At 56.9% G+C, this 22,174-nt stretch carries 18 protein-coding genes; 15 read left to right on the top strand and 3 right to left on the bottom strand.

Annotation, left to right across the window (positions count from 1 at the left end; genetic code table 11):
• The first annotated feature begins 106 nt into the window (after positions 1-106).
• From ACUIAI_RS07835 to ACUIAI_RS07770, 14 genes are all read left to right on the top strand, one after another.
• The gene (locus tag ACUIAI_RS07835; RefSeq protein ID WP_445342070.1) at positions 107-1,594 is read left to right on the top strand and encodes an amino acid permease; all 1,488 of its coding nucleotides are present in this window, start codon (positions 107-109) and stop codon (positions 1,592-1,594) included.
• Positions 1,595-1,982: 388 nt separating this feature from the next.
• Positions 1,983-3,395 (top strand): ABC transporter substrate-binding protein, encoded by a 1,413-nt coding sequence (locus ACUIAI_RS07830; RefSeq protein WP_445342069.1) that lies wholly within the window; start codon positions 1,983-1,985, stop codon positions 3,393-3,395.
• A gap of 139 nt (positions 3,396-3,534) precedes the next feature.
• On the top strand, positions 3,535-4,341 hold the full coding sequence (locus ACUIAI_RS07825; protein ID WP_445342850.1) for a carbohydrate ABC transporter permease: 807 nt from the start codon (positions 3,535-3,537) through the stop codon (positions 4,339-4,341).
• A gap of 2 nt (positions 4,342-4,343) precedes the next feature.
• Complete coding sequence (locus tag ACUIAI_RS07820) at positions 4,344-5,174, top strand: carbohydrate ABC transporter permease (protein WP_445342068.1); 831 nt, start codon at positions 4,344-4,346, stop codon at positions 5,172-5,174.
• A gap of 54 nt (positions 5,175-5,228) precedes the next feature.
• On the top strand, positions 5,229-6,575 hold the full coding sequence (locus tag ACUIAI_RS07815; RefSeq protein ID WP_445342067.1) for a glycoside hydrolase family 172 protein: 1,347 nt from the start codon (positions 5,229-5,231) through the stop codon (positions 6,573-6,575).
• A gap of 29 nt (positions 6,576-6,604) precedes the next feature.
• On the top strand, positions 6,605-8,080 hold the full coding sequence (locus tag ACUIAI_RS07810; RefSeq protein WP_445342066.1) for a glycoside hydrolase family 32 protein: 1,476 nt from the start codon (positions 6,605-6,607) through the stop codon (positions 8,078-8,080).
• Positions 8,081-8,180: 100 nt separating this feature from the next.
• Positions 8,181-9,149 carry a LacI family DNA-binding transcriptional regulator gene (locus tag ACUIAI_RS07805; protein WP_211121036.1) on the top strand — a complete coding sequence of 323 codons (969 nt, stop codon included), beginning with the start codon at positions 8,181-8,183 and terminating at the stop codon, positions 9,147-9,149.
• Positions 9,150-9,362: 213 nt separating this feature from the next.
• A complete protein-coding gene (locus ACUIAI_RS07800) occupies positions 9,363-11,159 on the top strand; it encodes an FTR1 family iron permease (protein ID WP_445342065.1) in 1,797 nt (598 codons plus the stop codon).
• Positions 11,160-11,161: 2 nt separating this feature from the next.
• Entirely contained in the window at positions 11,162-11,785 is a 624-nt protein-coding gene (locus ACUIAI_RS07795) for an iron transporter (RefSeq protein ID WP_445342064.1), read from the top strand.
• Positions 11,786-11,798: 13 nt separating this feature from the next.
• Positions 11,799-13,073: a Fe-S-containing protein gene (locus tag ACUIAI_RS07790; RefSeq protein ID WP_445342063.1), complete on the top strand. Its 1,275-nt coding sequence runs from the start codon at positions 11,799-11,801 to the stop codon at positions 13,071-13,073.
• 21 nt (positions 13,074-13,094) lie between these two features.
• A complete protein-coding gene (locus tag ACUIAI_RS07785) occupies positions 13,095-14,405 on the top strand; it encodes an ABC transporter permease (protein ID WP_445342062.1) in 1,311 nt (436 codons plus the stop codon).
• Positions 14,406-14,421: 16 nt separating this feature from the next.
• Complete coding sequence (locus tag ACUIAI_RS07780; protein WP_445342849.1) at positions 14,422-15,588, top strand: ABC transporter permease; 1,167 nt, start codon at positions 14,422-14,424, stop codon at positions 15,586-15,588.
• 44 nt (positions 15,589-15,632) lie between these two features.
• The gene (locus ACUIAI_RS07775; RefSeq protein WP_445342848.1) at positions 15,633-16,460 is read left to right on the top strand and encodes an ABC transporter ATP-binding protein; all 828 of its coding nucleotides are present in this window, start codon (positions 15,633-15,635) and stop codon (positions 16,458-16,460) included.
• A 1-nt stretch (position 16,461) separates the two neighbouring features.
• Entirely contained in the window at positions 16,462-17,007 is a 546-nt protein-coding gene (locus ACUIAI_RS07770; protein WP_445342061.1) for an FMN-binding protein, read from the top strand.
• A 70-nt stretch (positions 17,008-17,077) separates the two neighbouring features.
• Here ACUIAI_RS07770 and ACUIAI_RS07765 read toward each other — a convergent pair whose 3' ends face one another.
• Complete coding sequence (locus ACUIAI_RS07765; RefSeq protein WP_445342060.1) at positions 17,078-18,367, bottom strand: class I SAM-dependent methyltransferase; 1,290 nt, start codon at positions 18,365-18,367, stop codon at positions 17,078-17,080.
• 188 nt (positions 18,368-18,555) lie between these two features.
• Here ACUIAI_RS07765 and ACUIAI_RS07760 point away from each other — a divergent pair, with 188 nt between their 5' ends.
• The gene (locus ACUIAI_RS07760; protein ID WP_445342059.1) at positions 18,556-18,966 is read left to right on the top strand and encodes a DUF4186 domain-containing protein; all 411 of its coding nucleotides are present in this window, start codon (positions 18,556-18,558) and stop codon (positions 18,964-18,966) included.
• A 9-nt stretch (positions 18,967-18,975) separates the two neighbouring features.
• On the opposite strand, the gene ACUIAI_RS07755 is transcribed toward ACUIAI_RS07760, so the two are convergent.
• Together ACUIAI_RS07755 and ACUIAI_RS07750 are read right to left on the bottom strand one after the other, a co-directional pair.
• On the bottom strand, positions 18,976-20,619 hold the full coding sequence (locus ACUIAI_RS07755; protein ID WP_110413599.1) for an MFS transporter: 1,644 nt from the start codon (positions 20,617-20,619) through the stop codon (positions 18,976-18,978).
• A gap of 562 nt (positions 20,620-21,181) precedes the next feature.
• The gene (locus ACUIAI_RS07750; RefSeq protein WP_254477756.1) at positions 21,182-22,075 is read right to left on the bottom strand and encodes a 3-hydroxyacyl-CoA dehydrogenase; all 894 of its coding nucleotides are present in this window, start codon (positions 22,073-22,075) and stop codon (positions 21,182-21,184) included.
• Positions 22,076-22,174 lie beyond the last annotated feature (99 nt).

Raw genomic sequence — 22,174 nt, 5'->3', positions numbered from 1 at the left:
CGGTTATCGGCACCTCTGTGGTATTGCTGTCCTACCGGCCTCGAGGGGATGTCCCTTCCTGGACGGCGATGATTAATGGGTTGTGAAGACAAGGAGGTGCAGTCGCATGAACCGTACGGGCAAGGGCCCTTTGGCGCAGCAGAATCAAGGTGACAGCGCCTCGGCAGGCGACGGTATGGAACGCGGTCTGAGCAACCGTCATGTGCAGTTCATCGCCATCGGCGGCACCATCGGCACTGGGCTCTTCCTGGGGTCGGGCAAGTCCATAGCCCTGACCGGTCCCTCCATCATCCTGGTCTACATCGGCGTGGGGCTGATCATGTACCTGCTCATGCGGGCCATTGGCGAGCTCATGTATCGCAGCCCCGTCCAGCACACCTTCATCGCCTTCATCAGCCGCTACCTGGGCCAGGGGTGGGGGTCTTTCGCCGGCTGGTCCTACTGGATCGTGCTCATCCTGATCGGCATGTCCGAGCTGACTGCCGTGGGCACCTACTTCGTCACTTTCTTCGGCACCTTCGGCATTGATCTGAGCGCCTGGCGGGGTCTGATTGAGCTGTGCTTCCTGACGGCCATGGTGTGCATCAACCTGATTGCCGTGAGGGTTTTCGGGGAGACCGAGTTCTGGTTCTCCATGATTAAGATCACCCTGATTCTGGCCATGATTGCTACAGCCGTGGTCATGGTCATCACGGGATTCCACTATCCTGCCGTTCACATGCCGGGACAGGATCGGATCAGCCCGGCCGGTCATGCGGGCCTGGACAACATCACCACTGGACTAAGCCTGGCGCCCAACGGGTGGATGGCCTTCTTCATGAGCTTCCAGATGGTCTTCTTCGCTTACGAGATGATCGAATTCGTGGGAGTCACCGTCTCCGAGACCCAGAATCCCCGTAAGGTCTTGCCCAAGGCCATCAATCAGATCATCCTGCGCGTACTGATTTTCTACGTGGGTGCCCTGGTCGCCATTATGCTGATTGTGCCCTGGCGCTCCTTCCGCCCCAACGCTGACGGCAGCTTCACCTCGCCCTTCGTCATGGTCTTCCGTTACGCCGGAGTGGACTGGGCGGCTGCATTGGTCTTCTTCGTGGTCATCACAGCAGCCAGCTCCTCGCTGAATTCCCTGCTCTACTCCGCCGGCCGCAACCTCTTCCAGTTGGCCGCCGCTGGCCGCTCTCCTGTGATGCGCAGCCTGCATACAATCTCACGCCGCGGCAAGGTGCCCGCCCGGGCCATCATCCTGTCCGGAGTGCTGATCCTCTTATCTCCGGTGCTGCATATGCTGCCCGGCTTTGAGGACACTTTCGTCCTGTTCACCTCCTGCTCCAGCGCGGTCATCATATTCATCTACATTCTGACTCTGCTTGCTCACCGCCGCTACCGGACCAGCCCGGACTTCATGCCTGATGGGTTCATCATGCCGGCCTACCGGGTGACTGGAGCCGTTGCCATCGCCTTCTTTGTTCTGATCTACCTCTCGCTCTTCCTGGCCCCCGACACCAGGTATCCAGCCATACTGGGATTGGTCTGGCTGCTGGTATTCGGCGGCATCTGCCTGTGGAAGCATAGGGAGGATTCGGCGCTGGTCTAAGTCCGAGCCGGCAACTGATCATATCGGGCCATGCATGGCATGTCAGCGGGTCATCGCCCTGGTTCCTGATGGCCCGTTGCTTATTCCCGTCATCGTTGATGGATCTGCTGCACTTCATTTATGCTGCACCCTTTTTGCTGGCCGGACACTATCTACTAAGTGAATTGCAAACCCAAAATTTAGGGGCATATGTTATCCGGTTGACATATGTCGTTATTGATGTAGGCTGTAACCAGCAGGTTCAAGGAAGGCTTGTAAATACAGTTATCTACGACAGATTGCTGATGTAAACCAGTACTCCAGTTTTGGAACTGTACTCAATAGCATCCTGAATATGTTATTCGATTAACATATAACGGATCGCAACTGTCTGATGCTTGGTCTGCTGATGAAGGTGGAGAGTTACTGTGACCGGGTCCAAGACGAACGTGCTCTTGTTTCTGAAGGGAAACGGCTACTGGTGGGTTACAAAAAGGATAAGAAAATGAACAGACACAACGTGGTGAAAACTGTTGCGGCCTGCTTGGCCGGGATTTTGTCCTTGGGCATGCTGGGAGCGTGCGGCAATCAGGGCAAGGATGCCAGCGGGTCTACGATTATCAAATTTGGCATTCATGTGGCCAACCCGAAAAAGCAGGAGGCTGTGACTTATGACATAGTGCAGGCATTCAACAAGAAGCATCAAGGCAAATATAAGGTGGTCTTCGAGGCATCTGACAAGGAATCTCACTCCAAAAATATGAAGCTCGAAGCTTCTGATGGCACATTGCCCCAACTGTTCTGGATCGATGCCAGCGAAGCTCCCGAATACAGTAAGTCCGGCACTTTGTTGGACCTCCGTGATTTTCTGCAGAAAAATCCTTCAGCAGCCAAGGCAATTGCCGGGGGGAAGGACTCGTTTGAAGATAAGCAGACTGGCCAATACGGGCTTCCTTATCAGAGCAATGTGCAAGGCTTTTTCTATAACAAGGGAATTTTCGACAAGTTGGGGATTTCTTATCCCAACGATGACACCACATACGAGCAGCTGATGGAGACGCTTCCCAAGATCAAGGCAGGAGGATATACGCCTATCGCTATAGGCAGCAAAAACAGCTCCTATACGATGTGGGAATTTAACGAGTTCTTGGTTCGATACGGCTGGCAGGATAATCTGAAGAAGATCGAGGCAGGAAAAGAGCAATTCAACAATCCTGATTTTCTAAAGGCATTTAATAAAATTGAAGGGCTGGCAAAGGCCGGTGCGTTTCCGGAAAATGTTTCGACCATTGAATACTTCGATGCCAAGCAGCAGTTTAATGACGGGAAAGCTGCTTTATTCGGATCCGGGCAGTGGGATTGTGCTGAATTTGATTCTTCATTAGGGGACAAAGTTGGATTCTGGTGGGGTCCAAAGTTCAGCGATTCCTCATATGACCAAAATGTATCCATGAGAGTCCCGGCGAATCCTATCGTGGTCAACAAGGCTGTAGGCGATGATGCGACCATGAAAGCCGGTGTCTACGAGTTTCTCAAGTTCTATTACGGGGAGCAGGCGGCAAAGATGTCCTACGCCAAATCGACCTTCCCCGCGACCAGCTATCCAGGGCTGAAAGCGACGTCAAGCCAGTATGCCATGAATGAGATGCTCAAGGCGCTTGGCAAGGATTGGCCTTCCCCGGCATCTGCGCCGGATCTCACCTTGGATGCAGCCAGTCAGCAGGCTCTCTATGACGCTATTTTCGGAGTGATCCAAGGTACTTATACACCTTCCGCAGGCTTGGACAAGATCGATCAAGCCTGGAAAACCAGTCATAAGTAATTGAATATGCCCGCCTCTTCTCCAAACGGGGGATTTGGGGGAATGCGGGGATCATACACGGAAGAAACGGCATTATATGCGCTGGCTCAGCAAAACGCGGTACAAGGTGGGATTTCTGATACCCACGTGTTTGGTTTACGTGATCTTTATCATTGCTCCCATAGCTATAGCTATCTGGTACAGCTTTACCAGATATTCCGGAATCGGACAGGCAAGATTCATCGGATTGTCCAACTATGTTCGACTCATCCATGATCCATTCTTTTGGAAATCGGGCGCGAACACAATAATCATCTTTGTTGTCGCTTCCGTGCTGCTCATGATTCTTTCCTTCTTCATCGCACTGCTTCTCAATAACAAACTACGATTTATTGATCTTTCCAAATCGTTGATCTTCTCTCCAGCGATTATCGCCCCTATTATCGTGGGCATTATTTGGGTCTACATATTGGATCCGAAGGTGGGCATCATCAATGGTCTGCTTAGAGCAATCGGATTGCGGGGGTGGGCCAAGCAGTGGATAGGCGGGACTGTTCTTTCCCCGTACAGCATCGCCATTATCTACTTCTGGCAGCAACTAGGATATCTGGTCACCATCTTCATCGCCGGGTTGAAGATGATCCCTGAAGAGGTTCTGGAGGCCGCTCAAATCGATGGTGCTACGGGCTGGCAGCGCGTGCGTTATGTCGTAATACCGATGATGCGCTCCACAATATCGACTGTTGCAGTCCTAATCATCACAGGGATATTTAAGATATTTGAAATTGTACAGCAGACCACCGGCGGCGGCCCCAACCATCTCTCTGAGACTCTGGTGACCTACAGCTATTCCATGACTTTCACCAGCAGCGACTATGGATATGGCATGTCCATCGCCAGTGTCACGTTCCTTATTTCACTGGCCCTTACAGGGCTGTACTTCATCTTCAGTAGGAAGAGTGAGTAAGCATGCTTGCGAAACGAACAAAACGCATAATGTATGTTCTAATCGCCATCATTACCGTTCTGGTGGTGTTCCCCTTCATCTGGATGCTTGTGCTGTCGTTTAAAAGCACCGCAGAAATTCTGTCCAATCCACTGGCTTTGCCGCATACCTTAAGTTGGGGCAACTACGTCAACGCACTAAAAACACTTGATTATCCAAGGCTATATGCCAATACCTTCATGGTCTGCGTGGTCGCCTTGGCCATCGAGCTTGTCATAACCTTCCTGAGCTCATTCGCTCTTGCAAGGATGGTGTTCGAGCATCCCAATCTGCGGCGGCTGGTCTATGGGTTTCTTATAGCAGGGTTGTGCGTTTCACCCTTCATTCTGCTGTTTCCGGTGTATAAGATCAACATATTCTTCGGACTGCGCGAACAGTGGGCCCTGGTGTTTCCCTATGTGGCCTCGTCCATTTCTTTCAACACCCTCCTCTTCGTCGGCTATCTCCAAGCGTTGCCGCCTGAAATTGACGAGGCGGCGATTATTGATGGGTGTTCCATATGGGATCTTATGGTTCGTATCATCCTGCCCATGACCAAACCGGTCATCGCTACTGTGGTCATATTCAACGTGCTTTACATGTGGAATGAATATCCCTTTGCATCGGTCATGCTGCGCAGGCAGGCCGACTACACACTGGCCATGGGCGCCTCGTTCTTCAAAGGTACCTACACGGTCGACTATGGCGGAATTGTGGCATCCAGCGTCATGATCATCATCCCCGAGCTGATTTTCTATGGGGTCTTCCAAAAGAAGATCGTAGGCGGCATGGTTGCCGGGGCCGTCAAGGGATGAATTAGGAATCACTGCTTGACCATCGCTAATCAATAGACAACGAAAGGGTAGAAAATGAATAACATAAATGGACTGTTTGGAGACCTGACAAAGGTTGCTAATGCGCGCAATGGCAGATTGTCGAGCTGGGACCATAGCGGAAAAAATCAGGATTATTGGGAGGTTCCGGCTGGTAAGACCACTTGCTTGGGCGAAATAGAAGGCCCTGGCTGCATCACGCACATGTGGATGACATCCTCCTGCAGGAGGGTGGTGGCTCCTTCGATCATGGATCCCCAGAAGATGGCACAGGCAGCTCCAGTCATGGAAATCGGTCCCGCCCTAGGCGTGGTCTGGGATGATTATGACCCGTTCTATTATCGGAAAGTGCTGATCAGCATTACATGGGATGATCAGGACAGCCCAAGTGTTCTTGCCCCCCTGGGAGACTTTTTCTGTATAGGGAACAGCTATCCGGGCAATTTCTCATCTCTGCCCTTTAATGTTTCGCTCAAACCTGAAGAAGCAGGAAGATTTGGCGCACCCTGTTCGGTGTCGTGCTACTTCCCGATGCCGTTTAATCGAAAGGCTCGCATCGATATCATCAACGAGGGTGATCTGCCTTTCATTCTGTATTTCAACATTGATTATGAAATGTATAGGGATCGTCTTCCTGCTGATACGGCGTATTTCCATGCTTGCTGGAACAGAACCGCCCGCTGTGCGGGGTGGGGTAACGATCTGCAGGTCAATGCGCCAGAAGTCAATGGAGTACGAAACCTCAAGGGTGAGAACAATTACACCCTTTTGGATGTCAAGGGAACGGGACACTACGTAGGGTGCAATCTGACTGTCCACCACTATCAAGGCAGTTGGTGGGGTGAAGGCAACGACATGTTCTTCATAGATGGAGAAGAATATCCCAGCCTCAATGGTACCGGCACCGAGGATTACTTTAATAATGCCTGGGGCATGCAGAGAAACTCTTTCCCCTTCTTCGGCACCATTGTCCATGAAGCAGATTCAGATGGTGTGCAGGTCTCATATCGATTCCATATCACTGATCCAGTCAGATTCTCTAAGAGTCTGAGAGTCAGCATCGAGCACGGACACGCCAACCAGCTTTCTGATGACTGGAGTTCGACCGCTTACTGGTATCAGACTATGCCTGATGAAACGCCGTTGCATATCCTGCCGGTAGCTCAGCGGATACCCGATGTGCCTACCTATGCCACGCGAGACGGTGATATGCCTTCATTGACTGACGATATGCGTGAGGCCAGGGAATCCTACAAGCGTCGTTGGAAGGCTTATAGACCGTTGCGACAGGAGCAGTTCCGCCTCAAGGAGGAGAAGACTGCTCGCGAGTCTGAATTGAATACGCAGTTTGCCGCAGAGCAACGTCGGGCGTTTGACCGCTGACCATTGACCAAGTGAAAGGAAAACCGGAAATGTCCCAGAAGAGCATGGCCTTTGCCATTGCGCATGCACAACAGCATATTAACGATCATAAGGCTCAGGTGTCTGCAGGAGTTATGAGGCAGGAATACCACTTCATGGGACAGACCGGTTGGATCAACGATCCCAATGGCTTGATCTGGTTCCGCGGGCAATATCACATCTTTTATCAGTTCAATCCCTATAGCGGGTTTTGGGGTCGTATGTTTTGGGGTCATGCGGTCAGTGATGATCTTTTCCATTGGAGATATCTGCCGATCGCATTGGCTCCAAGCGAATGGTACGACGACCATCCGCAAGGTGGCTGTTTCTCCGGGAGCGCCATTGTCAAGGACGACAGGCTGTATCTGCTGTATACCGGCACCTCCAATAATGGCAGAGGGTTTGAGCAGAATCAGTGCCTGGCCTGGAGCGATGATGGCATCCACTTCAGCAAATATGAAGGTAATCCGATCATCAGCGCCCCCGAGGGGGTGTCTCACGATTTCTTTCGTGATCCCAAGGTCTGGGAGCATGAAGGCGCTTATTACCTGATATGCGGGGCGCAACGGCACGGTCAGGCCTGTGTCCTCCTCTATCGTTCCAACGATCTGATCAACTGGCAGTTCCTCAATACCATGGCGGAGAGTAGGGGCGAATGGGGCTATATGTGGGAGTGCCCCGATTTCTTTCAACTTGGTGACCGTTATGTCCTAATCTGTTCGCCAATGGGGGCAGGAGAACGCACAGTCGTCTATTTCATTGGCGATTTCGATTATAGGACCGGACGATTCTCTTATACCTCGAATGGAGAGATTGACTGGGGATTCGATTTCTATGCGCCTCAGACCTTTCTGGATGGTGCAGGACGTAGGATCATGCTGGCTTGGGCGAATTGCTGGGATTGGATGCCGTTTTGGAAGGACTGGGGACCGACATATCGGGAAGGTTGGTGTGGGTCATTCTGTGTTCCGCGGGAGGTACGCCTCGAAGGTGGGGATAAGCTGGCATTCGAGCCTGTTCGAGAGCTCTCACTGTTCCATGTTGACCCGTATGAGTCGCAGCATATGGTAGTGGGGACAAAGCCAACCGATATTCCTGTGTCTGATGGTGTGCATTATGATCTGACCTTTTCGATTGATCTGGCATCTACCACAGCTGATGTCGTCGAACTGCACATGCGTGCAGATAAGCAGCACGAAACCGTCTGCTATCTTGATCTGAAACGCGCACTCATGGTGGTGGATCGCAATCGGGCTGATGGGTGGAGCAAGGGGGCCACCCGGAGTACTTTGACTGGTGTGAGGAATGGTACTTTATCGATTCGTATCGTCAGTGACCGTACATCACTGGAGATTTTTGCGGATGAGGGTAGAGTATGCCACTCGCTCAACATATTCCCCAAAAATGGGTGCAAGGAATTTGCCATTTCGACGCAAGGCGGCGAAGCTAGCCTGTTAGATCTGCAATCGTATGGGGTGCGGATTTGATGTCTTTGCCGCGGCGGCAGGCGTAATCTACTAATGATGCGGGTTATCCCGACGGGTGCTGTGGTTGGCAGAGGTACCGAACACGTGTGATGGAGCCAGTATGACGACGATTAATGATGTGGCACAGTATGCTGGAGTTTCTAAAAATACTGTGTCCCGTTATCTCAATAATCGTGGATACATATCGCAGATGACTCGAGAAAAGATACGCAACGCCATCAATGTCCTTCAATACCATCCCAACCAGATTGCTCGAAGTCTGTACAGCAGCAGGACCAACCTCGTCGGTTTGGTCATACCAGACGTGACTCAGCCTTTCTTTTCGACGATGACTGCCTGTATAGAGGATCAATTGGATCGCAAAGGCTACAAGATGATCCTGTGCGATACCAAAGACTCTTCAAGCAAGGAGAAGAAGTATCTGGAGATGCTCCAGGAAAATAAAGTCGATGGCATCATCATTGGTAGTCATTCCATTGACATACGGTATTCGGACATCAGCGCTCCAATTGTTGCCTTGGACAGGAACCTTGCCGATGACATCCCTGTGGTAAGCGCGAACCATGAGCAGGGCGGACGTATAGCTGCGCAGGCCTTTATTAGGCATGGGTGCAAGAAGGTCATCCAGCTGGTCGGATATACAAAGGTGAGAACACCTTCTGGCAAACGTCATGCGGCTTTCGGCGAAGAAATGATGAAACATGGCATCGCCTGCCACACTTATGAGCTCGGACTGAATCAGTTCGATTTTGACTCGTATCTGGATGTCGCGGATATGATTTTGGATCGGTATCCTGATCTTGACGGCGTGTTCGCTGCTGATATGGTGGCGCTCGCGGTTCAAAAGAGAGCCCTGACAAGAGGGCTGGCTATCCCCAGTGACTTGCTGGTGTTCGGGTATGACGGGTCCTTCATATATAAGACTGCGTACCCGCCATTGCCTACGATCATTCAGCCCTACCGACAACTGGCAAAGGTTGCGGTTTCCGTTCTCATGAAGCTCATTAACAAAGAGAAAGTTGATCAGCTGTCATACACGATCGATGTGAAGCCATCTATGCAAGAGTAGGGCATTTAGGATGGCTGCGGCAAGTCTTGCAGAGCTTGATCAGGGTCTAAAAAAGTAGAGGCGCATTTTCCTCATAGTGCGAAATGGGCAAAAAGTCAAACCTATTTTTTCTGTTTGCTTTGCAGTAGATTAACCCAAGGATCATGTTGTGCGGAAATATACAGCTTTATTGATCCTGGTAACGCAAGTGAGAAGCTGATGCAGGAGGTCAGGATGGCCACGAATGGACGCATATCGGCGCGCATGCCGTCGGTCCTGGCATTGCTGGCTGTCTGCTTCATCCTCTGTTGTTTGCCAGTGCAGGCGGCTCTAGGGGCAAATGCGTCGACCAACTATGCTACTTGGACCGATGTGGTCAAGGCCATTGATAAGGATCTTGATTCTGGACGACAAGCCTATGCTGTTGGTGATCACGCGGGAGCGGCTGCCAATTTTATGGCTGCCTATAATTCAGGCTACATCGGTTCGAACTTTGTTACAGTTACCGCTTCAACATTGGGACAGGATCGACGTACCGGCTTGGATGCACGTTTTCAGTCCCTCCAATCGAAAGCTTATGCAGATGACAATCAAGCTGGCATAGACCAAGATTGCCAAGCTTTGCAAGCTGATCTGGCCGCTGCGGCCACCCAGCTGGATGCCACCCAGGGGCTGGCCAATCCCCGTGCCTATGCCAAGGCTCAGCAGGAGCAGATCAAGGCGGACCGTCGACGGTTGGACGCGGCCAAGAAGCATCGGAACAACGGTAAGGGCGACCGGACTTGGACCCAGGTGGCCCACGAGATGACGCCCATCCTGGATCAGGCGCTCGCGCAGGCATCCAAGGGACAGGGCCAGGCAGGATCCGACCTGGTCAACAAGGCCTATTACCAGTATTACGAAAAGCTGGGCTTCGAGAAGAACGTCATGAATGCCATCAGCGGCAACAGGGTTTCTCAGGTGGAATACCAGTTCAAGGAGACCCGGATGGCCATGGTGGCGGGCAAGCCGGCCAAGACTCTGGTGAACGACCTCAAGAGCATGCTGGTCGAGGACGCAACCATTCTGGACGGAGGTGCTGCGGACAAGGTCAATGGATGGACGTCCTTCCTGACATCCGCTTTCGGCCAGGCCTTTGTGGTCCTATTGAGGGAGGGGCTGGAGGCCATCCTGGTGGTGGCGGCCATCATTGCCTACCTGGTCAAGGCCGGCCATAAAGACAAGGTTGGGCACATCTACTGGGGCATTGCAGCGGGCTTGGTAGCCAGCGGGCTGGTGGCCCTGCTCTTCACCCTGCTCTTTAACGGGAATGGTCCCCAGCAGGAGATTCTGGAGGGCGTGGTGGCCTTGGTGGCTATGCTCATGCTGCTCTACACCAGCAACTGGATGCTGTCCAAGTCCTCTGTGGAATCCTGGAACCGCTACATTCAGAGCCGGACGGTGGCGGCCATCTCGAAGGGCAGCGTGATCTCCCTGGCCCTGCTCTCCTTCCTGGCGGTCTTCCGGGAGGGGGCTGAGACGGTCATGTTCTACCAGGCCATCTTCGCCATGGCCCCCGGCGGCAGACGGGAGATCTGGACCGGTTTTGCGGCTGCCGCCGTGGTCCTGGTCATCGTTTTCGTGCTCATCCGCTTCACCTCGGTCAAGATTCCCATCCGGCCCTTCTTCATCATCACCAGCCTGCTCATGGCGGTTATGGTGGTCATTTTCGCCGGGGGCGGCGTCCATGCCCTGATCGAGGGCGACCTGGTGCCGGCCACCTACCTGCCCGGGGTGCCCACCAGCGACTGGATAGGGCTGTATCCCTACACGCAGACCATCGGTGCCCAGATCCTGGCGGCCCTGGTCGTGGTCGTGCTGGCGATTGTGTCGACCCGCCGCCTGCACAAGCAGAAGCGGTCGCGGTCGAATCGGGACTCCGGCGGGTCGCCGTCGGCAACCGTCCATCGGACGGAAGCCGATCAGGCCGCCGAAGGGGCTGTGCCCTCTGAGGCCACGGCATCCATGCAAACACCAAAGAGCGAAGGATAATCATGAAGAAGAGACAATTGACCGCCCTGGTCGCGCTGGTGCTCTCAGGCACCCTGGCCCTGGCAGGGTGCGGCTCCAGCGGATCAGGCACCCGTGAGGCCCCCGCGCCTGAGGCTTCCAGCAGCTCCAAGTCTTCGGATGGCAAAGGGGCCGGGTTCGAGGAGATTCCGATCCCGCCCGACGATCAGCAAAAGGGCCCTCTGAACATCGGCACGGTCTTCTTCCAGCCCATCGACATGGAGCCCGCTTCCATGGGGCTGAAGGCTGCGGATGCCAGCCTGCATCTGGAGGCTGATATCCACGCTTTGCCCAACAACAACCTGGGCTATGCCAAGGGGGAGTTCGTTCCGGATCTGACCGTCAACTACACCATCCAGAACAAGGATGATCCCAACGACAAGCAGTCCGGCACCTTCATGCAGATGAACGCTTCGGATGGCCCACATTATGGAGCCAACATCAAGATGGAGAAGGCCGGATCCTACAAGCTGACCTATTCCATCGACTCTCCTGAGAAGAAGGGTTGGATGCTGCACGTAGACCCGGAGACCGGCGTGAAGGGACACTTCTGGACCGAGCCCATCGTGGTCAGCTGGGACTGGGACTACACGCCCCACCAGTGGTAAGCTGCTATGCGCCATGCTTGAGCAATTTGTCACGGTCTTGCCGGGGACACTGGCCCCGGCCCTCCTGGTCATGGTTTTCAGTGTGCTTCTGGGGGTTGGCGAGGGCCGCGATCGGCCCCGTTCCTCCTCCTGGCGACTGATTGGCCTGGGGGTCGGCGTGCTGGGGGCATTGGTCTTCGCCCTCCTGCGCGCCACCGTGATCATCAACCGCCGGACCATGGTCAACTATCCGACCCTGGTGGCTTGCGTTCTGGCCGACCTGGCGGCCATCGCGGTGGTGCTGGTCGCTGACCGGCTGGTTTCAGACTGGCATCGCCACCCCTGGGCCATGGATCTGGCCAACGCTCTGGCAGCCCTGGCCATAGCCCTGACCACCTTCCGAGCCCTGCCTGATGTCATCCTGCAGCTTACGGCCTTTGTGGAGCCGGGGGAGCCGGTGCTGACCTCGGCCATGCTCCTGCGGGCCCTGGGCTTCCTCCTGGGTCTGGCTGCCGCTGTGACAGTGGCTGCCATTCTGAGGACCATGCATACCTCCTGCCCCCGGATAGCCTTCCGTCTGGCCGCCCTGCTCATGGTGGTCCTGCTGCTGGTCCGGCACGGCGTAGCCTTGGTGGCCCTGATGCAGACGACCGGCCTGGTTCTTCTGCACGGCTGGGCCTTCCGGATCATGGCCCTGGGATACAACGCCGACCTGATCCTGGTTCTTGCCCAGGTCCTGGTCTTCATCATTCCTGTCCTGGCTTGCTTGGTTGCAGGCTGGCGCATGCCGGTGACCGGAGCCTCCACAGCCGACGACCGCAGCCACCGGGCCTTCCGCCGACGGGCCCTGGCATCAGCGGTCTGGAGCCTGGTGGCCATGATCGGCGTCACCTTGGCCCTGACGGTGGGTACCGCCAAGGCCCACCAGGTGCCTGTGCTCTCGCCTCCGGAGAAGTATTCCTTGACCTCCGATACGGCTACCATCCGTTTCTCCCAGGTGGAGGATGGCCACCTGCATCGATTCAGCTACCGGGCCAAGGACGGCACCGAGATGCGCTTCATCATCATCCGCAAGAATGGCGCAGCCTATGGGGTCGGGCTGGACGCCTGCGATAATTGCGGGGATGCGGGCTATTACGAAAAAGACGGCAAGATTATCTGCAAGAAGTGCGACGTAGCCATCAACCTGGCCACCATCGGGTTCAAGGGCGGCTGCAATCCCGTTCCCTTGCCTTACAAGACAGGCCGAGGGGCCATACTGATCAGCACCGCCGATCTGGATGCGCTGTCCTCGCACTTCAAGAGCTGAGAGAGGGAAGGAGCGGTTGTTATGTTCTTCATGCGAATGATGCTGCGGTCATTCAGCCGCCAGTTCGGGCGAAGAATGCTCATCGCCGTCACAGTCTGTCTGTCTGCCTGCGTGGCTACGGCAATGCTGGGGGTGGTCTTCGACGTGGGCGACAAGCTCAACGCGGAACTGTCCACCTACGGATCCAACATCACGGTCCAGGCCAAGGCGGATGCTGTGGTCTCCGACCTCTACGGCGACCAGGAGGGCGGTCCCTCAGGCGACGAGTCAATGCCGACCGCCTTTCTCAAGGAATCCCAGGTGCCCAAGATCAAGACCATCTTCTGGGCCTACAACATCACCGACTTTGCTCCGCGCCTGGACCTTCGTGGCACCGTGGACCAGGTCGGCGCCCCCCTGGTGGGCACCTGGTTCGGCCGGACCGTCAAGGTCGATAGCGGCGAGAGCAGCACTGCAGGTCTCAAAGGTCTTCGGCCCTGGTGGAAGGTTCAAGGCCGCTGGCCCAAGGATGGGGCTGGATCCGGCGGCCGGACCGAGGCCATGATGGGCAAAGAGCTGGCTGCACGACTGGGCGGCCGTCAGGTTGGCGACCAGGTGAAGGTGGGTCTGGATGGTAAACAGCAGACCGCCACCATTGTGGGCATCTTCGACTCCGGTGATTCTGATGCCTCCTCCCTCTACCTGCCTACCAGGCCGTTGCAGGAGATGTCCGGTCTGACCGATCAGATCGACCAGGTGGAGGTCAAGGCTCTGACCACGCCCGAGAACGACCTGGCCCGCAAGGCCGCGCGAAATCCCGCTGCCCTCTCCCAGGATGAGTGGGAAACCTGGTACTGCACGGCCTATCCGTCCTCAATCGCCTACCAGATCGAGGAGGCCATCCCCGGGTCCATGGCCAAGCAGGTCAGACAGGTGGCAGCCCTGCAGGGCGACGTCCTGCAGAAGACCCAGGCGGTCATGATTCTGATGACTGTACTCAGCCTGCTGGCGGCGGCCATCGCCGTGGCCAACCTGATGGCATCCTCCATATCCGAGCGGTCCTCGGAGTTTGCCCTGCTCAAGGCTCTGGGCGCCACCGACGGGGCCGTGTCCCGACTGGTGCTGGCCGAGACGGCCCTGATCGCCTTGGCCGGGGCACTGGTCGGCGCTCTGCTGGGCTCCGGAGTGGCCCAGATTGTGGGCAGAGTGGTCTTCGGTTCGGGCATCACTATGAGGCCCATGGTTTTCGTGCTGGTCTTCGTGCTGCTGGCCCTGACCGTGCTGCTGGCATCCATCTCGTCCATTAGATCGATTCTGCGGCTTCGGCCGGCGGAGGTGCTTCATGGCCGCTGATCGCCATACAAGCCATATGACCAACACCCGCATGTTCCTGACCATGCTCTTCGGGGCCGTCTTCCGCCGTAGGGGCCGGGCCCTGATGGCCGTGGTGGCCTCCCTGGTGGGTGCGGCCACCCTCTTCTGCCTGGCGGCGGTCTGCATCGAGGCCCCCAGGCAGATCAACCAGGAGATGCGCTCCTACGGAGCCAATCTGGTCGTCTCACCCATCCAGGGGGGCAACCGGTCCGGCTCCGGCATCGAACAGGGCATGGTGGACCATACCACCCATATGGTGAACGCCAAGGCCCCGGCCCGGTACGCCACCTATCGATATGAGACGGTGCAGGTCAACGCCGGGGCCCGCGAGATGGCCGGCATCCACCCCGACCAGGTGCGTCAGCTCAACCGTCACTGGAGTGTGGAGGGTTCCTGGCCGCAGCCCGGTTCAGTCATGGTGGGGCGGGATCTGGCAGATTCCCTGGGGCTGACCACCGGCAGGCAGATGACCATCGGCTACCCGGCCAGCCAGGCCACCAGCACCGGCAAGACCGGAGGTCAGGGGCGAGACTTTCGTGTGGGCGGCATTGTTGATACCGGTGGTCCCGAGGATCGGATCATCTACGCCGACCTGGCCGATCTGGAGCTCCTGACCGGGGCCAAGCGGGGCACCGATGTCATCGAATACTCGGTCAACACCATGACTTCGGGGCTGAAGACCATTGCCGCAGGCATCAACGACATGACCTCCATGGGGGTCAAGGCCCGGCCGGTCACCAGGATCACAGCGGGCGACAGCCATACCATCGCCATGCTCCAGTCGCTCTTCTGGCTGGTTTCGGTGGTGGTGCTGGTCCTGACCTTTGTGGGCGTGGGGACCACCATGGCCTCCATCGTCTCCCAGCGGCGCAGCGAGATCGGCCTGCGCAAGGCCCTGGGCGCTTCCTCGCGGGGGATAGCTATGGAGTTTCTGGCGGAATCGGCCTGCTACGGATTGGCAGGAGGCCTGATCGGCACGGCCCTGGGCTATGGCTTCGCCCGGCTGCTCTGCCTGTCCGTCTTCCAACGGCCGCTGGGCTTCAACTGGTGGCTGGCCCTGGGTACGGTACTGCTGAGCGTGGCCATATCAATGATCGCATCCATACGGCCGGTCCTCCGGGCTTCGCGTATCGACCCGGCCCTGGTTTTGAGGGAGGAATGACAATGACGCAGGCAAAGGCGAGCGAGTCCCAGTCGGGCGGCGGCATGCTGCTGGACTTGGACCATGTATCCAAGATCTACGGCAATCTGCATGCCTTGGACGACCTGAATCTGAGCGTTCCACAAGGTCAGTGGCTGGCCGTGGTGGGGTCATCCGGCTCAGGCAAGACCACGCTGATGAACATTCTGGGCTGCATGGACACCCCCAGCCGGGGCTCGGTCCGTCTGCAGGGGCGGCCGTTGGAGGATCTGAGCCAGTCCCAGCTGGCCGATGTGCGTAAGAACGTAATCGGTCTGGTTTTCCAGAAGTTCTATCTGGTCCCGCATCTGACCGCCCTGGAGAACGTCATGGTGGCCCAGTACTACCACTCGGTGGTGGACGAGGACCAGGCCATGAAGGCTCTGGACCGGGTGGGTCTGGCGGATCGGGCCCGCCACCTGCCCAGTCAGCTTTCGGGTGGCGAGCAGCAGCGGGTCTGCGTGGCCCGGGCGTTGATCAACGAGCCCAAGCTGATCCTGGCTGACGAGCCCACTGGCAACCTGGACGAGGCCAATGAGCGGATTGTGTTGGACCTCTTCAGGCAATTGCATGACCAGGGAACCTCCCTGATTGTGGTCACCCACGATGCCCTGGTGGCCTCCTGCGCCCAGCGGGAGATCATGCTCAACCATGGGGTGCTGGCCGGCGAGCAGTGGAATGATGAGGAGGCCAAGCGGGCCTACCTGGCAGCTGGAGGTCGGCCGGCCTTCAGTGGGGCTCCTGGCGACACCGGGGACCAGGATATTCCCGTGGGCTTCCATGACCCTACTAAGATGGCCAAGACAGGTGGGTCTCTGCCGGGATCGGCCGCTGAATCAGGAGGAAGGCGCTGAAATGGCCAAAAGCAAGTCTCGTGGACTGGCCACTGCTTCGGCAACATTGGCGACTCTGGTGGCGGTCGGCTCCCTTCTAGGCGGTTGCGGCAGCCAGCAGGCCAAGCCCATGGACGATGAGTTCGCCGGATCGGGCGCAGAGGCCAGCTCTGCTCCAGAGTCGGGAGCCGGTGCTGCGGGCGAGGGCAATCCCACGGCCGTCTCCCGTGATGGACTGCCGACCGCCCCGGCTGACACGGGCAACTATCACGATGGCACTTACGCCCTGACGGGCAAGTACGGGCATGACGGGGCTGACAGCATCGATGTGGATCTGGACCTGTCGGGAGGCCAGGTGACCCGGGTCCAGGTCCAGGGGCATTCGGACTCGCCCATTTCGCGCGGTCATATGGAACGCTTCGCCAAGGCTGTGCCTGGAGTAGTCCAGGGGCGTCCGCTCAAGGACCTCAAGGTGGACAAGGTGGCCGGAGCCAGCTGGACTTCGGATGCTTTCAATAAGGCTTTGGACCTGGCTCGGCTGGAGGCTTCGGCGGACAGGTCTTCTTGAGTTCTGAGCTGTAGGGTGGCGGAAAAGAAAAAGGCGAGGAATCGAATCCTCGCCTTTTTTTTCATATCAACTACCGGTCCCACCAGGGGCGGAGCGGATAGGTGTCCGTGCCGGTCTCGGGATCGGGCTTGATGCACTGGAACTGGTGTATCTGAATGTTGTCGAGCTCGAAGTTGAGCCGTGCACCAGCCATGTACAGGCCCCAGAGCCGTGCCTTGGGTTCGCCCACCATGGGTTTGGCCTGGTCCCAATGCTCCTGGAGGTTCTCGGTCCAGTGCTTGAGGGTCAGCGCATAGTGCTGACGCAGGTTCTCTTGGGTGATGACCTCGAAGCCGGTGTCCTGGATGGCCAGTTCGATCTCGGCCGGGCTGGCCAGCTCGCCGTCGGGGAAGATGTAGCGGTCGATGAAGCCACCGGCCCGCTTGTGATCGTGGGAGTTAGTGCGGGTGATCTGGTGGTTGAGCAGGATGCCGCCCGGACGCAGCTTGTCCATCATTTCCTTGAAGTAGGAGGGGTACTGCTTGTAGCCCACATGCTCCATCATGCCGATGGAGCAGATTCCATCGAAGCCGGACTCGGGCACGTCGCGGTAGTCCATCAGCCTGACCTCGGCCAGATCCTGCAGGCCCTCCTGGCGGATCCAGTTCTGGGCCCACTCCACTTGCTCCTCAGCCAGAGTCACGCCGATGACGTGGATGCCGCGGCGTGCGGCCGCAATCTCCATGGACCCCCAGCCGCAGCCCACGTCCAGCAGACGGTCGCCCTTGTTCAGGTGCATCTTGTCCAGAACCATGTTGAGCTTATGCCACTGAGCGTCCTCCAGACTGCCGTCTGCCTTCTCGAAGACGGCGCAGGTGTAGGTCATGGAGGAGCCCAGGAAGAGCCGGTAGAAGTCGTTGGACTGGTCATAGTGGTAACTGACGGTGGCTGCGTCGCCCCGGCGAGTGTGGGGACGGATGCCCTCGGTCAGTCGCTTTGCCAGGGAAGGCCCCTCGATGGCCGGTGGCTCGGGTACCCTCACCCCGTGTGAGAAGACGGCTGCAGCTGCTCGGGCCAGCTCCATCTTGCTGGGATGCTTGACGAAGTGCTTAAGACCCATCAGATCCTTGAGAACCTGATAGGGGTTGCCTGGCAGCAGCTCAGGAGAATCCAGATCGCCCTGCAGGTAGGCACGGGCCAGACCCAGGTCGTTGGGATTCTCCGTGATGTAGTACATGGCACGGGAATTCTTGACTTCCAGATGCAGCGGCGCTTGCTCCTGCCCGAAGACCGACCCATCAAAGGCGGTCACCTGCACAGGCGCGTCAGGGGTGAGGAAGAGCCCGATCATCTCGGCTACAGTCATCTTGCTTTTGGCCATAAAGCCCCCTTGTGTGACCCGACATGACCGAACATGGCGGGTCTGGTAGTTAGTGGATACAAGTACTGTCTTCACCCTACCCCTGACACTGGTCCCTGTTGGTCCTATGTTCGGGGAATTATTCCGCATGGGAAACCTTGCCTGGGTACAGACTCTTTGGTAAGGCTGAGCATGGAGGCAAGCAGGAAATGACCAGCAGCGGATCAGCGTCGGTTGGGGCAGATGAGGCCTGGGTTCAGGACACTCTTGCCAGATTGGGGCATTCGCGCTTCCGGGCCAGTTTCTCCCTGTCGGCCAAGGATCGCGCCTACGCTCGCGCCAAGGGCAAGGATACCATCGATCGCCACGCCCATGAGATGTTGGCCAAGCGTGTGGGGGCTGCCCACCCTTTGAAGGACGGCAAGCAGACCCCCTACCGCGGGCATCCGGTCTTCACGGCCCAGCATGCCACGGCCACCTGCTGCCGGGGATGCATCGAGCGCTGGCATCACATTCCGCGCGGCCGGGCTCTGACCGATGCAGAGGTGGATGCCCTGGCCAGGCTGGTCATGGCCTGGATCGAGCGCGATTTGGTGAACCATCCGGTCCATTCGGTTTGACAGAGGTCGTTATTTCTTGTTCTTGGCTTCGGAACGGGGAATGCCTAGAAGTTTACGCGTCTCGGCAACCAGCTTTTTCGGCGTCTTACGCACCCCACTCTCTTCCGCATCCTTGATGATAGTCTTCACGTCCAGGTCGGGGTTGTGATCCTGGGTGGCCACTAGGTCGCGTGCCTCCTGCCGGTTGAGCACGGTGGGCAGTGTGCCGGGCATGGGACGCCGGGCGGTCTCTGCCAGGAAGAGCACAGTGATCAGACCGCAGGTCGAGGTGAACATAATCCAGTAGGCAGGTGCCAGGGACTTGCCGGTCGCAGTTACCAGTCCCTCCATGATGACAGGCGCGGTTCCGCCGAAAACGGCTACGGCCAGGTTGTAAGACAGTCCCATGCCTCCGTAACGGGAAGCGGTGGGGAAGAGGGCCGGCAGGGTGGAGGCCAGGTTGGCCACGAAGAAGATGACTGGTATGGCCAGCAGGACCAGTCCGCCGAAAACGGCGCCCGTGGTCTCGTGCTCCAGCAGTCGGAAGGCCGGCAGGGACAGACAGAGTCCAGTGAATGCTCCCATGAACAGCACCTTTTTGCGCCCAAAGCGGTCGGAAAGGGCTCCAGTGATGGGGATGCAGCAGGCCACCATGAGCAGGACCGGCAGGGAGAGCAGGTTGGCCTGGGCTGTGTTGTAGTGCAGGGTGCCCGACAGGTAGGTGGGCATGTAGGCGGTCAGCGTGTAGCTCAGGGTGTTGGCCGCAGCCACCAGAATGAAGGCCATGAGCAGCTCCCGCCAATAGCCCCGGATCAGGTCCAGCAGGCTCTTGTGCTGGCTCTTGGTCTTCTCGTCGCTTGCATCCTGGGCCTGACGGAAGGCGGGGGTGTCCTGGACCTTGGCCCGGAAGTAAACAGCGATGGCGGCCAGCGGCAGGGCGATGATGAAGGGGATGCGCCAGCCCCAGGCCAGCATGGCTTGCGGGGAGATGGAGAACTCCAACAAGGAGACCAAGGCTGCTCCGAAGGCATAGCCCAAGTAGGATCCCACGTCCAACAAGGATGCGAAGAAGCCGCGATGCCGGTCAGGAGAATATTCGGTGACCATGGTCGAGGCGCCTGCGTATTCGCCGCCGGTGGAGAACCCTTGGATCAGTTTGAGCAGGATGAGCAGGATGGGTGCCAGGGGACCGACGGCCGCATAGCTGGGCAGGAGGCCGATCAACAGGGTGGCTGCAGACATGCTCAGCAGTGTAAAGGCCAGGATGCGCTGGCGGCCGACCTTGTCGCCCAGCTGGCCCAAGACCACGCCACCCAGGGGTCGGGCGATGAAGGTGACAGCGAAGACACCCAATGAGAAGAGCCGTTGTACGGCATCGGATGCGTCAGACAGGAAGACGCGGCCGATGGTGACCGCCAGGTAGCCGTAGACCCCCACGTCGTACCATTCCATGAAGTTGCCGACCACGGTACCGGCGATGGCCCGCTTGAGGGTTGACCTGTCCACCACGTTGATGTCGGTCAGATGCAGGCGCTCGCTCCAGCCCCGATGTGGACGTGGGTTGCGCTTCTTGGCCTTGCGCTTAGCTACGGCTTTAGCCTTTTTGGCCTGCTTTTGTTTCTGCTTCTCGTCGGTGCTGTATCCGTCAGTTGAACTTGTGTCGATTTGTGCCATTATTCCTTCTCGGGCTCTAGGCCGTTGTGCGTATCGAGTGTCTTTGTTTGCCTCAGTGGTCTCCTGTCCGGTGTCCTTTGAAAAATGTCATAAACATCTATTATAACACTTCAGTTATTTGCAGATAGTTTGGGGGTAGGTCGACTGCCTGTGCCGGAATAATGCTGCACCTCGGCTTATGCCGGTCGTTTGAATAGCCACATCGTGAATCTGATTGCCAAGGGTGAGCAGAAGCCTGGCCTGAGAAGAAGGGCGGCAAGAATAAGGCTATCCCGAATAAGTCAGGTGATATCCCTGCTTGCATGGCGGAATCTATTGTATGAATATATGTGAATTACTGGCTTAGCCTCTGATGGATAGGAGGTTAGCTTTGCTAAAAAAATGACATGGAATCCTATATTCCATGACAGTGTATGCCGATTGCTTGTCTGGCTAACAGCAGGGTCCAGAGGACTCCATAATGGAGTCCTCTGGACCCTATTGATTCTCGCTGTGATCAAGCCGTCAATCTGCCCGATGAGCTGGGCCGGATTATATGGCGCCTGGAGTCAGCTCAGCTGAATCATGCCTTCAGGAAGTTGGGATCCTGGAATTCGGGATTCGGATAGTGGTAGAAGCCTTGTCCGGATTCTTGCCCCAGCTTGCCTTCGTCGATCATGGCCTTGAGCTTCTCGAGTAGGGGCTTTGCCTGAGGGTTGTCGCCTTGGCGCTGGCTGATGATGTTGTAGGCAGTGCGCAGTCCGACCATGTCGAAGATGGCAAAGGGTCCCTTTGGGGATCCCATGGCGATCATCCAGGTCTTGTCGATGGTTTCCGGATCGGCTATGTCGTGGGCCCACAGCATGCCGCCGGCGCCCATGAAGGGCATCAGGAGTGAATTGAGCACGTAGCCTGGTTGTTCCTTGTGAAGCTCAATGGGTACCATGCCGATTTCTTTGGCGAACTCGACGATTTCCTCGTATATGGCGGGATCAGTCTGACTGCTGCCCATGATTTCCGCAGTGTTCATCAGCCAGATTTGGTTGGCGAAGTGAAGGTTGAGGAATTTCTCGGGGCGACCAGTGTCTCCTGCGAAGGTGCTGGGTACATAGGTGGAGGAGTTGCTGGCGAAGATTGTCTTATCGGGAGCGACTTTGGCCAGGCTGGTATAGAAGTCATGCTTGATCGATGGCTTCTCAGGAATTGCTTCAATAACCAGATCGGCGTCAGCGACAGCCGTTTTGAGATCTGAGGTGAAGGTCAGGTTCTTCAGTCCGGCATCGAATTGTTCATCGGTTGCTTGGATATCGCGCTTGTAGGAATCCCGCAGAGCGTTGACGCGCTTCTCCGCAGCTGCCACCGCATCGTCGTTAATGTCGTATACGGTGACTTTCTTCCCCTTAAAAGCCGTCTGATAGGCAATCTGGCTTCCTAGCACGCCACCACCAGCGACGGTAACTTGCTTAATATTTGTCATGCGCAACTTCTTTCATTATTGGTATCCATCGTCGGATACGTACTTCAATCCTAATACAGCGCTGTTCTCACGAATCTGGCGGTTTCCAGGAAGAATGCC

It is taken from the genome of Bifidobacterium sp. ESL0827 (assembly GCF_052606685.1).
The sequence above is the reverse complement of the archived record's forward strand: the minus strand, read 5'-3'. Positions and strand labels throughout refer to the sequence as shown.

Bases quoted from the DNA above. Each gene is read 5' to 3' on its own strand.
- ACUIAI_RS07835 (WP_445342070.1), top strand. From the start codon at position 107: ATGAACCGTACGGGCAAGGGCCCTTTGGCGCAGCAGAATCAAGGTGAC.
- ACUIAI_RS07830 (WP_445342069.1), top strand. From the start codon at position 1,983: ATGAAGGTGGAGAGTTACTGTGACCGGGTCCAAGACGAACGTGCTCTT.
- ACUIAI_RS07820 (WP_445342068.1), top strand. From the start codon at position 4,344: ATGCTTGCGAAACGAACAAAACGCATAATGTATGTTCTAATCGCCATC.
- ACUIAI_RS07815 (WP_445342067.1), top strand. From the start codon at position 5,229: ATGAATAACATAAATGGACTGTTTGGAGACCTGACAAAGGTTGCTAAT.
- ACUIAI_RS07810 (WP_445342066.1), top strand. From the start codon at position 6,605: ATGTCCCAGAAGAGCATGGCCTTTGCCATTGCGCATGCACAACAGCAT.
- ACUIAI_RS07805 (WP_211121036.1), top strand. From the start codon at position 8,181: ATGACGACGATTAATGATGTGGCACAGTATGCTGGAGTTTCTAAAAAT.
- ACUIAI_RS07800 (WP_445342065.1), top strand. From the start codon at position 9,363: ATGGCCACGAATGGACGCATATCGGCGCGCATGCCGTCGGTCCTGGCA.
- ACUIAI_RS07795 (WP_445342064.1), top strand. From the start codon at position 11,162: ATGAAGAAGAGACAATTGACCGCCCTGGTCGCGCTGGTGCTCTCAGGC.
- ACUIAI_RS07790 (WP_445342063.1), top strand. From the start codon at position 11,799: ATGCTTGAGCAATTTGTCACGGTCTTGCCGGGGACACTGGCCCCGGCC.
- ACUIAI_RS07785 (WP_445342062.1), top strand. From the start codon at position 13,095: ATGTTCTTCATGCGAATGATGCTGCGGTCATTCAGCCGCCAGTTCGGG.
- ACUIAI_RS07780 (WP_445342849.1), top strand. From the start codon at position 14,422: ATGACCAACACCCGCATGTTCCTGACCATGCTCTTCGGGGCCGTCTTC.
- ACUIAI_RS07775 (WP_445342848.1), top strand. From the start codon at position 15,633: ATGCTGCTGGACTTGGACCATGTATCCAAGATCTACGGCAATCTGCAT.
- ACUIAI_RS07770 (WP_445342061.1), top strand. From the start codon at position 16,462: ATGGCCAAAAGCAAGTCTCGTGGACTGGCCACTGCTTCGGCAACATTG.
- ACUIAI_RS07765 (WP_445342060.1), bottom strand. From the start codon at position 18,367: ATGGCCAAAAGCAAGATGACTGTAGCCGAGATGATCGGGCTCTTCCTC.
- ACUIAI_RS07760 (WP_445342059.1), top strand. From the start codon at position 18,556: ATGACCAGCAGCGGATCAGCGTCGGTTGGGGCAGATGAGGCCTGGGTT.
- ACUIAI_RS07755 (WP_110413599.1), bottom strand. From the start codon at position 20,619: ATGGCACAAATCGACACAAGTTCAACTGACGGATACAGCACCGACGAG.
- ACUIAI_RS07750 (WP_254477756.1), bottom strand. From the start codon at position 22,075: ATGACAAATATTAAGCAAGTTACCGTCGCTGGTGGTGGCGTGCTAGGA.